This window comes from Curtobacterium sp. B18, from assembly GCF_000333375.1.
Taxonomy (GTDB): Bacteria; Actinomycetota; Actinomycetes; order Actinomycetales; family Microbacteriaceae; genus Curtobacterium.
In genome coordinates, this window is the sequence record NZ_BACZ01000754.1 from 1 (window position 1) to 10,947 (window position 10,947).

A 10,947-nucleotide genomic window follows, 5' to 3' on the forward strand; every position below is an offset into this window, starting at 1 on the left:
GGTGCCCGCCGACACCGCCCGTCCGAAGGAACCTCGGCCCCTCGTACCCGTCCCGCGACACCCACGCCGTGAAGTCCGCGAGCGACCGCACCCAGTGCCCTCGCTCCCCGTACAGGGCCTGGTAGACGACGACCGGCTCCTCGGTCTCGACGTCCCGCGCCACGAGCACGACCTCGTACTCCCCACCCTTGAAGTGCCGGTACCGTCCGGGCGTCACGTCGTCGACCATGCTCCCGATGCTAGGGCCGGTACCGTCCCCGGACTCCGCTCCGTGCCCGCGCCGGCACGCACCGACGCGACCGTCGCCGTCCCGCCCGCCCGCCCGAACCGGCTCCCGCCGCCCGCCCGCGACCCGACACCCGCGCGCCGCGGCCCGTCACACGCGGTCATCTCGGTGCCCGACAGCCACCGGAGGACGTACCGTCACGGCATGACCGTCGCCTCGGCCGTCGCCGTCCTCGTGGGAGTCCTCGCACTCGCCACAGTCCTCGGCCTGCTCCTGCGTGCCCGGACCGGTCGAGCCCGCCGGACGCGGCCTCGTGACACGTCCACCACCGCCGCCGACCCGGCGACCGCCGACCTCGCCCCCTCCGAGGCGTTCGGCACCGACGCGACCCTCGTCCAGTTCTCCACGCCGACGTGCGCCCGCTGCCCGGCGACCCGTCGTCAGCTCGACGCCGTCGCCGCCGCCAACCCCGGCGTCACCCGCCTCGAGATCGACCTCGCCGAGCGCCCCGAGCTCGCCCGACGCTTCGCCGTCATGCAGACCCCCACCGTCCTGCTCCTCGACCGGAGCCGCGCCGTGCACACCCGGTTCGGCGGTCCGCCCCGACCGGCCGAGCTCACCGCAGCCCTCGACACCGTCCTGACAGCAGCAGCACCGACCCCCGGAGACGAGTCCCCATGACCGCCACGAACGACCCCGCCCGCGGCATCGACCCCCGTTCCCCGAGGTTCGGCGCCGCCATCACGACCGTCCTCCTCGCGGCGACGATCGTCCTCACCCTGATCCCCGCGACGTGGACGCCCGGCATCGTGCTGCTCGCCGTGATCGTCGTCCTCTTCGCGATCGGCGGCATCGCCGGCATCCGCCGCCACCCGTACGGCGCCCTGTTCCGCCGGTTCGTCCGCCCGAGACTCGCCCCGCCCGCCGAACTCGAGGCCCCGGAGCCCCCGACCTTCGCCCAGCAGGTCGGCCTCGTCATCACCGCCCTCGCCCTCGTCCTCGCGCTCGTCGGCGTCCCGTACGCCGCCACGGTGGGCGCCGCGATCGCGCTCGTCGCCGCGTTCCTGAACGCCGTCTTCGACGTCTGCATCGGCTGCCTCCTCTACGTGTGGCTGGTCCGCGCAGGCGTCTTCCGCCAGCGCACGCCCGCCTGATCACGGGCCAGGAGGCGCGACCCACCCACGCGACGCACGTCGCGTCGTCGAGCTGATCCGCGCCTCCCGGCCTCCCCGCACCGGCCTCGTAGGCTGACCGCATGGGGGAACACGCCGCGCCAGCACGCCCGACCGCCGGCGGCACGACCGCGGAGGCGTAGCCGTGCCGTACACCGACGCCTCCACGGTGCTGCTCAAGAAGATCGCGACCTACCTCGCTGACGACGAGCACTCCGGCGCGTCCGACATCATCCCCGGCTACGCGCCCCCGACCAGCTCCCGCCCGAGCCGTCGGATCGAGGTCGGCGGGCGCCTCACCCTCACGCCCGAGGTCCTCTGGTTCACCGCCCACCCGCTCAACTTCGCCCGCTCCGACTTCGGGATCCCCGTCGAGGAGATCGCTCGACTCGACGACGTGTCGAGCGGCCTGCGCGAGAAGGTCCGCATCACCCTGCGGACCGGGATCGAGCCGACCTTCCTGCTGTGGGGCATCCCTCGCTTCATCGAGGCGGTGGAGCGGGCGCGCAGCGCCCTCTGAACAGACGGACTGGAGGCGCGGCTCGCCCCCGCCTCGTCGGTGACGGCGGAGGATCCCCCCACGACATCCTCCGCCGCCACGGCTCGAGCGCGCAACGGCTCAGTGCGTCGCGAGCGCCTGCTCGCTCAGCGCGACCAGGTCGTCCGCACGCAGGCTCGGCCACCCGTGCAGCAGTTCGCGCCACTCGCCCGGTAGCGCCGCCGCACCATGCAGCGCACCCGCGAGCCCACCGGCGATCGCGGCCACCGTGTCGGCGTCATTCCCGGTCCGGACCGCGCGGACGAGTGCGTCCTCGAGCGACGAACTGCGCCTGACCGCCGAGTACGCCGCCTGCATCGCGGACACCACCCACCCGTTCGAGTCCGTGAAGTCGACCGGCTCGGAGTGCTCCGCCGTGACGAGCCGGTCCACCCACAGTCGGCGCTTCTCGAGGTCGAGCAGGTCGAGGCCGCGCAGCACGTCGAGCTCACCGGTGAGCACCGCGTGCCGGATCGCCACGCACCAGAGCACGCATGCGTCCCCGGCGTCCGACTCGTAGTGCGTGAGGTCGCTGATCGCCCGGGCGGCCTCGGCGAGCCGGAGCTCCTCGCCGACCGCGCCGGTCAGGTAGCCGAGCACGAGCGGCGCCGTCCTCATGAGCGATCCGTTGCCGGCCGACTGCCCCTTGTACTCGTGTTCCTGCCGGGCCGCAGCGCGCGCGTGCGAGGCGACCCGCGCCTCCAGACCCGTGAGGACGTTGCGTGTCTGGATGCCGACGTCGGGCGCGGTTCGTGCCCAGTCGGCCCAGGCCGCCACCAGGCCATCGAGGGCCTCCTCGCTGGCGGGGTCACCACCGCGCGCGAGCGTGCGGAGGATCGGGACGGCCATGCTCGTGTCGTCGGTCCACTCCCCCGGTGCCCAGCCGAACGAGCCGCCGCCGGCCATCCGGATCGGGGTGGGTTCGGGGACGGCGGGGCGGAACTCGTAGCCGGCGCCGAGCGCGTCGCCCGCGGCGGAGCCGATGACGGCGCCGATCGCCCGGTCGGTCTGTTCGGTGGTCAGCATGGCCGCCTCCTGTCATTTTGCGCGGAATTGCGTAAATCCGAGTCTGCACGATCGACGTGGTTTGCGCAAGTGTGCGTAAACTCGTTGTCGTGAGCTCATCGGAGTACCGCGATCCTTCCGGCAAGCGCCTTGTCGACTACCCACGACCATCCGTCGCTGTGGACACAGCGGTCCTGACCGTGCCTGTGGGGGAATCGTTGTCCGTCCTGCAGGTGCGCGATGTGACCGAGCAGGACTGGCGGCTCCCCGGGACGTTCGTGCACGAGGGCGAGCGGTTGGCCTCGGCGGTCCTGCGGTCGCTGTCGGACAAGGCCGGCGTGACGGGGCTGGCGCCGACGCAACTGCACGTGTTCGACGACCCTTCGCGGGACTCTCGCGGGTGGGTGTTGTCGGTGGCGCACCTCGACGTGGTGCCCTTCTCGGCGCTGTCGTCGCTGAACTCGTCACAGGCGCGGCTGGTCCCGGTCGACACCGCGACCGGGATGGTGCACGGGCACGACGACATCGTGGCCTTCGCGGTGGCCTCCCTGCGGGCTTCGTACGCCGCGGCACCCGACCCTCGCGGGCTGCTGCCCGAGCCGTTCACCATGACGGAGCTGCGGCACGTGCACGAGGCCGTCCGTGGCGAGCGGCTCCTGCCCGACTCGTTCCGCCGGGCGATGCTGCCGCTGCTCGTCGACACGGGGTCGCGCGCGGCCGTCGGGCCGGGCAAGCCGGCGACGCGGTACCGGCGCGCCTGAGGCCGCCCGCTTGGTGAGCAGGAATGGTCGGGTTCTTGCTTGCGAACCGACCATTCCTGCTCACAAACGTGCGACGTCTCCGGCGAGCTGTACTACGGGAGATCGGTGGGGCGCGGATTCAGAGGGGTGCCGAGGTCCGGCACTTCCCCTGGCACGCAATGACCCCACACGATGAGGCTGGCGAAGTCAGTACCAGACTGGAACTCCACGCCGAACCCGTCCGCAGCAGTCCCACCGTTGTAGCCGTTGGGGTACGACACGACCGTCCGTGGCGGACGCAGGGTGTCGTCGTGCTGCACGGGAACGCCGCCCAACCCAACGTCGGTCTGCAACGCCTTCGCGACGTCTCGAGTCACCTCATCGGGTGCCGCGGGCAACGGATGCTTGCGGATGGCGACGAGCGAGAACTGTGCGGCGTCCTCACCGTTCGAGGAGCACCCGAGCCAACTCGACTCGGTCCCCTCGTCCCAGCCCTCGGCGCCGACGACCGACTTCACCGCTCGGAAGATGCTCATCACGTTCTCGTGGGACCGTTCCGGAGTCATGGATGAGTCCCTGCTGGAAGGAGCATGCGGACCTGTGCCGGAACATGCGGTCAAGAGGAGCACGGCGGCGACCAATCCGCCCATCTGGGTCAAGCGTCTCCAGCGTGGGGTCACCGGTGCATCCTGTCTGACGCTCGGACATGTGTCGATGCGCGCTCCTGCTGGGGATCGGTCGGGCGTGGGTTCAGCGGCGATCCGAGCTTGGGTGGACTGCCGGGCACGCAGTGCCCGTAGATGATGGCGCCGACGAAGCCGGGATCGGTCTGGAACTGCAGGCCGTACCCATCGGCAGCGGTCCCGCCGTTGTAGCCGTTCGGGTATCCGATGACCGTCCGGCGAGGCGACAGCGTCTCATCGTGCTGGACTCGGATGCCCTTCATGCCCAGCTTCGACTCCAGCGTTTCTGCGACCCGCTTGGTCACGTCATCCGGCGTGCCGGAGAGCGGCTGGTTCCGGATCGCGGTGAGCATGAACTGCGCGCCCGCTCCGCCTTCAGAGGAGCAGCCGTTCCATTCGGACTCGGTCCCCTCGGCCCAACCGTCGTCTTCGACGACCGACGTGATCGCGGCGAAGGTGTCGAGCACATCCTGATGTGACTCCTGCATTAGCATGGATGCGTCCTTGCTCGCCGGGGCGTGACATTCGGTGTCGGAGCAGCCGGTGATGAGGGTCGCGACGAGTGCGCACCATCCACCCGCGATGGCCCATCGGTCACCGGGATGCTCCCCAGCGGTGAGCCGCATCACGGGGCATCCGTGGGACTCGGGTTCAGCGGGGTCCCGAGCTTCGGCGGCTCGCCGGAGATGCAGTGGCCGGAGATGATCGTCGCCGCGTAGTCAGTACCGGACTGGAACTGGATACCAAACCCGTCGTTCGCGGTGCCGCCGTTGTAGCCATTCGGGTACCCGATCACGGTCCTCGGTGGCTGCAGTGTCGTGTCGTGCTGAATGCGCACATCGTCGTAGCCAGAGGCTTCGAGCGCAGCGGCGACCCGCTTCGTCACCACATCCGGTGAGCTGCTCAGCGGAGACCGACGCGCGGCGTACAAGCCGAACTGGGAGGCGCCGGACATCGACGGGCAGGAACCCCACGACGATTCGAAGTCGTCGTCCCATCCATCCTCACCCACCACGCTCTTGATCGTGTCGAAGACGTCAGTGACGTTCTCGCGGGCCTGCTGCGGGGTCATCGTCGAGTCCGCGGTTGCCTCGTCGGAGGAGCCTGAGCCGGCACACCCGGTCACCAGGAGAGCGGCCGAGGTCGCGAGGACGAGTCCAAGGGCTGCTCGCGCTTTGCAACGAGCAGTGGCGCTACGTGGGCCTGTCGTGGCGATTTGCACTACGGAACGTCGGTGGGGCGCGGGTTCAGGGAGGTGCCGAGCTTCGGCACGTTCCCGGGCACGCAGTGTCCGTACACCGAGAGGTCGGCGTATCCGTCGTTGACCTGGAACTGAATACCGAACTTGTCCGGTGCAGTACCTCCGTTGTAGCCGTTGGGGTACCCGATCACCGTGCGTTTCGGTGTCAGCGTCGTATCGTGCTGCACACGCGCTCCTTCGTAGCCGATCGCGTCCAGTGCTTGCGCAACCTTTCCCGCGACGTCGTCAGGAGTACCATGCAAGGGAAGCTTGCGCGTCGTCGCGTACGTGTACTGCGCAGCGGCAGTCCCGCCGCTGCTACAGATGTTCCAGCCCGCATCGTCGTCAGCCCAACCATCCTTCCCGACAACGCCCTGGACCGCGGCGACGATCTTGAGAACGTCTTGGTGGGATTGCTCGATGTTCATTGTTGCGTCCTCACTGGCGGGATCGTGCGGGCGGGTCTCACTGCACGCCGAGACGAGCGTGGCGACGACGACTGCGACGACGATCCCGCCGAAATATCGCCTACTTGGTCGGATCACCGGTCAGTCCTGTCTGCCATTCGAACATGAACCAATTGTCCTTCGTCTGCTGCCGCATCCGATCGAACGGGGAGCCAGCTTCAGGGATCTGATCGCCGAGGCCCATCGTCGCCTTTGCGGCGTTGTACTGCGCGGTCGTCAAATTGTCGAAGTACGAGTAGCGCCCCTGCTCATTGCCCTCGAGGCCGTCGTACGGGCCATGGTGGGTGATGCCGTGCAACGCGTCAGGACCAGAACCTTGCGTCTCGGAGCTGAAGTCATGGGCATTCCACGACGGGTCCGTGGGGTCTTGCCGTCCCGACAGGTTCTGCCCGGTGATCGCCCACCCGTCCTTCGCGCCTTGGCTTGCGAACACCTCGCCCTGCGGTACCTGCAGTGCGTCTGCGTTCGGCGCGACGTCCGTGACCCCCGCGGAACCAAAGAGAACAACATGATCAGCGTGGGTCCTCGTGAGCGCGATCGTTGCCACATTCGTGCCGTACGAGTGCGCGACAACCGACAGGTCTGCGTCTCTGCCGGATGCCGCACGGACGGAATCGAAGCCGTCCAAGTCGGCAACGAGAGCGTCAGCGCCCTTGTGAGCGCGTCCATTCGCGACGACCGATGCGAACGACAGGTCGTCCGCCATCGGACCGTGATAGCCGATCCATGACACCACCGCGATCTCGCTCCGGTCGACCTGGGCGACACGGTGCTGCTCATCGCGCATGCCACGCGCGATAGCAGCGTAGTTCCCAACCGTGCCGTCCTGGTAGGTCGCCGTGTTCATCCCGGGCACTATGTAGGTCACGTGCTTCGCGGCATCCATGTCGCCGGAGGCGACCTGCGCCAACGGCGGTCGGTCATCGACGAGCGAGATGAGTGAAACAGTCCCCGTGTTGAGCGCATCATCGATGTTCTGGTACCCGTCGCGCTGCCGCTGCCAGGTCTGGAGCTGTGCTCTCGCAGCCGCAGCGGCCGCGGGGCTCGAAGCGCTCTTCAACTGCTTCTGCCAGTACGACGTCTTCTGCTTCGCTTCGGAGAGCTTGTCCGCGAGCACGGTCGTGTTCGCTCGCGCCCTCGCCCAGTAGGCGACGCCGTTCAGGTTCCCGAGCGCCGCCGGGATCGCCGCGACGAACGCATCCTGCTCAGCGGAGTGCGCACCGTCCGGACCGGACATCGCGTTCCACCACAGCGCCACGTCCTTCGCGTCCATGCGCGCCAAGCGTGCAGCAATCGTCGGATCGTCCTGCAATGCGGCGATCGACTCCTTGTCGAGCGAGCTGAGCCACGTGAGGAACTGCCCGTCACTCATCTTCGCCACGGCAGCAGCGGACTGCAGCTTGCCGACGACCTCCGGTGCTTCCAGAGCCGAGGCAACCTGTCGATCGGCAGCGTCGCGCCGCGTCACCAACTCGTCCCACTGCGCCGACAGCCGCCCCTGCAGCCCGGCAAGGCTCGCCGCTCCGCTCTGCAACTGCTGGAGTTTCGCCGTGTCCGACCCCACCGCGTCCGCGCTCTGCGCCGTCGCAGTGGCCCGGCGGATCGCGCTGGCGTTCGCCGCGATGTCGTCGGCCGCGTCCTGCTGAGCGGTCTGCACGCGGTGCGCCTCGTCCTGGATCCGCTGGACCTCGCTCGCGTACGTGTCCAAGGCAGACGCGGCCTCATCGAGTCGCGCCGCGATGCGCTGCGCACTCGCCGGCACCGTCGCCGCCACCGACACGAACCGCTCCTGCGCCCTCCCGGTCCAACCCGACTGCGCCGCCGCAGCAGCATCCACCACGTGCCGAGCCCCAGCACGGACCGCGTCAGCGTGCTGCGTGTGCAGGCGCGCAAGCCGACGGATCCCGTCCGGGTCACCCGCTGTCGGATCGGCGGTCATCGCAGCCTCGCCGCCAGACCCGCGTCCGCCTGCTCCATCTTCGAAGCAGCGTCTTGCACGAACTGGCTCAGCGTGTCCGCGTCATCACCGAGCGAGCGGACCATCGCGTCCTGCGCCCGTGCCGACGACGCGAACGCCGACGCCACGACGTCGGACCCGAAACACCCGCCGTCTGCCCCGGACAGCGCACGCTCGGAACCGAACTCCGCCGCCGCGTCCTTCGCCTTCGACGCCACCGAGTGCATCACCGACGTATCGACCGTCAAGTCCCCCAACGTTGCCCCTTCACGCATCAACGCCCAGCCAGCATAGCCTGATATGTCAGTCGCGCAACCAGCCGCGACGCGACGTCGAAGCACGAAAGTACCTTGCAGCACTGGCGAGTGTCGGTGCAATGCGCTTTCATGGAGCTCATGACCATCGCCGACCGCACCGACCGCGCCGACGCGTTCGCCCTCGTCCGGACGCAGTCCGGCACGATGCCGACGAGCATGCGCGCCATCGCCGACGCCGTCCTCGACGACCCCGGCACCGCGGCCACCACGAGCGCCGCCGAGCTCGCCGACCGCGCCGGGGTCTCCCCCGCGACCGTTTCCCGCTTCGCCCAGCACCTCGGGTTCGCGAACTTCGCCGCACTGCAGCGCAGCATGACCCGTGCCGTCGAGCGGGGCATCCACGAACGACGCGAAACGGAGATCCACGCGGGCGTCAGCGTCGACGACGACGTCGCCACCGTGATCGCCAAGGTCACCGAGGACGTCCGGGCCGTGATGAGCGACACCCGCGCCACGCTCGACCCCATCGCACTCGAAGCCGCCGCGGTCCGCATCAGCGAGGCCCGACGCGTCGTCCTGTACGGCGTCGGCGCGAGCGGCATCGTCGCCCGCGACTTGCACCTGAAACTCGAACGCATCGGCGTCGCGAGCTCGATCGCGGACGACCCGCACAACGCCCTGACCCTCGCGAGCGTCCTCGGCCCGAGGGACGTCCTCGTGATCACGAGCCACTCCGGCACCACCGTGGAGGCGCTCGAGGTCGCCACCGAGGCCAAGATGCACGAGGCCACCGTCGTCGCGATCACCGGCCACGCCACCTCGCCGCTGACCCACCACGCCGACCACGTGCTGCTCGGGGTCGCCGGGGCCGAGAGCGACCTGCGCCCCGCCGCGATGGGCAGCCGGATGAGCCAACTCGCCATCGTCGACGCCCTGTTCATCGTCGTCGCCCAGCGCACGGACGACCGATCCCGCACGCTCCTCGCACGCAGCCGCCACGCGGTCCGCACGCACCACCGTCCCTGAATCGAGCACCATGCACCACGACGACCTGCGCGACGAGCTGCGGCACCTCGCGACCGAGGCAACCGACTCGTCCCTCGACGACATCGACCTCGTCTCCACCCTCGAAGCTGCCCAACGCATGAACGCGCTCGACCGCAGCGTGCCCGCGGCACTCGAGCCGTGCCTCCCGGCCATCGCCCTCGCCGCCGACTCGATCGCCGCAGCCTTCCGACGCGGCGGCCGCCTGATCTACGTCGGTGCCGGCACGCCGGGTCGGCTCGGCGTCCTCGACGCCAGCGAGTGCCCACCCACCTTCGGCACCGACCCCGCGCAGGTCGTCGGCGTCATCGCCGGCGGCGACGTCGCCCTCACCACCGCCGTCGAGGGCGCCGAGGACGACGAAGCAGCGGCCGTCCGCGACCTCGACGCGCTCGGCCTGTCGGCCGACGACGTGGTCGTCGGGATCAGCGCGTCCGGCAGGACGCCCTACGTCATCGCGGCCGTCCTGGAGGCGCGGCGTAGGTCCGCCCTGTCCGTCTCGGTCGCGTGCAATCCCGACTCGGCCGCGGGGCGGGAGGCCGACATCGCCATCGACGTCGTCGTCGGCCCCGAGTTCATCGCCGGATCGACCCGCCTGAAGGCGGGGACCGCGCAGAAGCTCGTCCTCAACATGCTCACCACGCTCGCGATGGTGCGCAGCAACAAGACGTACGGCAACCGCATGGTCGACGTGCGGGCGACGAACGAGAAGCTCGTCGCCCGGTCGTTCTCGCTCGTGCAGGACGTGACCGGGGCTGCTTCCGCTGATGTCGCCGCGGCTCTCGATGCCGCCGGCGGCGAGGTGAAGACGGCCATCGCGATGATCCTCACCGGGTCGTCCGCGCCTTCCGTCCGGGCGCAGCTCGCTGCTGCCGACGGGTCGCTCCGAGCCGTCATCTCCTGACGCCTTCCCTTCTCAGTCCGATTCCTTTCCCCCGAGGAGCACCATCAATGGCCGATGCACAGCAACTCGCACAACAGATCCTCGACACCGTCGGCGGGTCCTCGAACATCGCCGACGTCGAGAACTGCATGACCCGGTTGCGGGTCGAGGTGGCGTCCCCCGGTTCGGTCGACCTGCCGGCACTGCAGGCCACCGACGGGGTCATGGCCGCGATCGCCGCCGGGTCGAACCTGCAGATCGTGCTCGGGCCGGGGCTCGTGGACCGGGTGGCTGACTCGTTGGAGTCGTTGCGTGCTGCTCCTGTTCCGGGTGCGGCTTCGGCTTCGGTGTCGCCCGAGGAGCTGGCGGCGCGGGGCGCGTCGATCAAGGCATCCGCCCGTGCCCGGTCCGACGGCCGCACCATGCGCGCCATCCGTCGCATCTCCGCCATCTTCATCCCGCTCATCCCCGCGTTGATCGCGTGCGGGCTCATCGCCGGGATCAACGGGATCCTGACGAACCTCGGGTGGTTGCCCGGGGTGACGCCGTTCCTCGCGGTGCTGTCCAGCGGGTTCCTGTCACTACTCGCTGTGTTCGTCGGGATGAACGCCGCGAAGGAGTTCGGTGGGACGCCCATCCTCGGTGGGGCCGTCGGCGGCATCATCGTCGCGGCCGGTGTCGCGAACGTCACCGTGTTCGGCGAGACCCTCGCTCCCGGGCAGGGCGGTGTGCTCG

General features: G+C 69.7%; 15 protein-coding genes. 7 read left to right on the forward strand and 8 right to left on the reverse strand.

Going from position 1 to position 10,947, the window contains the following annotated elements; translation table 11 throughout:
* A partial coding sequence (locus I5E_RS19935; protein ID WP_022908531.1) for a DUF1653 domain-containing protein occupies positions 1-229 on the reverse strand: 229 nt, incomplete at its 3' end.
* A gap of 201 nt (positions 230-430) precedes the next feature.
* Here I5E_RS19935 and I5E_RS19940 point away from each other — a divergent pair.
* The 3 genes from I5E_RS19940 (at position 431) to I5E_RS19950 (ending at position 1,918) form a co-directional block, all read left to right on the forward strand.
* A complete protein-coding gene (locus tag I5E_RS19940; protein WP_031263284.1) occupies positions 431-907 on the forward strand; it encodes a thioredoxin family protein in 477 nt (158 codons plus the stop codon).
* The gene (locus I5E_RS19945) at positions 904-1,380 is read left to right on the forward strand and encodes a DUF4395 domain-containing protein (protein ID WP_022908533.1); all 477 of its coding nucleotides are present in this window, start codon (positions 904-906) and stop codon (positions 1,378-1,380) included. The genes I5E_RS19940 and I5E_RS19945 overlap by 4 nt, the downstream gene beginning before the upstream one ends.
* Positions 1,381-1,543: 163 nt before the next feature.
* On the forward strand, positions 1,544-1,918 hold the full coding sequence (locus tag I5E_RS19950; RefSeq protein ID WP_022908534.1) for a hypothetical protein: 375 nt from the start codon (positions 1,544-1,546) through the stop codon (positions 1,916-1,918).
* 99 nt (positions 1,919-2,017) lie between these two features.
* Here I5E_RS19950 and I5E_RS19955 read toward each other — a convergent pair whose 3' ends face one another.
* Positions 2,018-2,962, reverse strand: coding sequence for an ADP-ribosylglycohydrolase family protein (locus I5E_RS19955; protein WP_022908535.1), 945 nt, complete (start codon positions 2,960-2,962; stop codon positions 2,018-2,020).
* Between the two features lie 179 nt (positions 2,963-3,141).
* Here I5E_RS19955 and I5E_RS19960 point away from each other — a divergent pair, with 179 nt between their 5' ends.
* Entirely contained in the window at positions 3,142-3,702 is a 561-nt protein-coding gene (locus tag I5E_RS19960; protein WP_369007695.1) for an NUDIX hydrolase, read from the forward strand.
* A gap of 92 nt (positions 3,703-3,794) precedes the next feature.
* Here I5E_RS19960 and I5E_RS19965 read toward each other — a convergent pair whose 3' ends face one another.
* From I5E_RS19965 to I5E_RS19990, 6 genes are all read right to left on the reverse strand, one after another.
* Complete coding sequence (locus I5E_RS19965; protein WP_022908537.1) at positions 3,795-4,217, reverse strand: hypothetical protein; 423 nt, start codon at positions 4,215-4,217, stop codon at positions 3,795-3,797.
* A 140-nt stretch (positions 4,218-4,357) separates the two neighbouring features.
* Complete coding sequence (locus I5E_RS19970; RefSeq protein WP_261975007.1) at positions 4,358-4,990, reverse strand: hypothetical protein; 633 nt, start codon at positions 4,988-4,990, stop codon at positions 4,358-4,360.
* On the reverse strand, positions 4,990-5,436 hold the full coding sequence (locus I5E_RS19975; protein WP_022908539.1) for a hypothetical protein: 447 nt from the start codon (positions 5,434-5,436) through the stop codon (positions 4,990-4,992). The genes I5E_RS19970 and I5E_RS19975 overlap by 1 nt, the downstream gene beginning before the upstream one ends.
* Before the next feature lie 149 nt (positions 5,437-5,585).
* Positions 5,586-6,032, reverse strand: a complete 447-nt coding sequence (locus I5E_RS19980; RefSeq protein WP_022908540.1) for a hypothetical protein — start codon at positions 6,030-6,032, stop codon at positions 5,586-5,588.
* A gap of 100 nt (positions 6,033-6,132) precedes the next feature.
* Positions 6,133-8,010, reverse strand: coding sequence for an alpha/beta hydrolase (locus I5E_RS19985; RefSeq protein ID WP_022908541.1), 1,878 nt, complete (start codon positions 8,008-8,010; stop codon positions 6,133-6,135).
* Positions 8,007-8,276, reverse strand: coding sequence for a hypothetical protein (locus I5E_RS19990; RefSeq protein WP_148287067.1), 270 nt, complete (start codon positions 8,274-8,276; stop codon positions 8,007-8,009). The genes I5E_RS19985 and I5E_RS19990 overlap by 4 nt, the downstream gene beginning before the upstream one ends.
* 147 nt (positions 8,277-8,423) lie before the next feature.
* Here I5E_RS19990 and I5E_RS19995 point away from each other — a divergent pair, with 147 nt between their 5' ends.
* The 3 genes from I5E_RS19995 to I5E_RS20005 all read left to right on the forward strand — a co-directional run.
* The gene (locus I5E_RS19995) at positions 8,424-9,311 is read left to right on the forward strand and encodes a MurR/RpiR family transcriptional regulator (RefSeq protein WP_022908543.1); all 888 of its coding nucleotides are present in this window, start codon (positions 8,424-8,426) and stop codon (positions 9,309-9,311) included.
* Between the two features lie 10 nt (positions 9,312-9,321).
* Entirely contained in the window at positions 9,322-10,233 is a 912-nt protein-coding gene (murQ, locus tag I5E_RS20000; protein ID WP_022908544.1) for an N-acetylmuramic acid 6-phosphate etherase, read from the forward strand.
* Positions 10,234-10,280: 47 nt separating this feature from the next.
* The coding region (locus I5E_RS20005; RefSeq protein ID WP_022908545.1) for a PTS transporter subunit EIIB at positions 10,281-10,947 on the forward strand (667 nt) is incomplete at its 3' end.

Coding starts and splice junctions, on each gene's coding strand:
- I5E_RS19940 (WP_031263284.1), top strand. CDS start 431: ATGACCGTCGCCTCGGCCGTCGCCGTCCTCGTGGGAGTCCTCGCACTC.
- I5E_RS19945 (WP_022908533.1), top strand. CDS start 904: ATGACCGCCACGAACGACCCCGCCCGCGGCATCGACCCCCGTTCCCCG.
- I5E_RS19955 (WP_022908535.1), bottom strand. CDS start 2,962: ATGCTGACCACCGAACAGACCGACCGGGCGATCGGCGCCGTCATCGGC.
- I5E_RS19965 (WP_022908537.1), bottom strand. CDS start 4,217: ATGAGCATCTTCCGAGCGGTGAAGTCGGTCGTCGGCGCCGAGGGCTGG.
- I5E_RS19970 (WP_261975007.1), bottom strand. CDS start 4,990: ATGCGGCTCACCGCTGGGGAGCATCCCGGTGACCGATGGGCCATCGCG.
- I5E_RS19975 (WP_022908539.1), bottom strand. CDS start 5,436: ATGACCCCGCAGCAGGCCCGCGAGAACGTCACTGACGTCTTCGACACG.
- I5E_RS19980 (WP_022908540.1), bottom strand. CDS start 6,032: ATGAACATCGAGCAATCCCACCAAGACGTTCTCAAGATCGTCGCCGCG.
- I5E_RS19985 (WP_022908541.1), bottom strand. CDS start 8,010: ATGACCGCCGATCCGACAGCGGGTGACCCGGACGGGATCCGTCGGCTT.
- I5E_RS19995 (WP_022908543.1), top strand. CDS start 8,424: ATGACCATCGCCGACCGCACCGACCGCGCCGACGCGTTCGCCCTCGTC.
- murQ (WP_022908544.1), top strand. CDS start 9,322: ATGCACCACGACGACCTGCGCGACGAGCTGCGGCACCTCGCGACCGAG.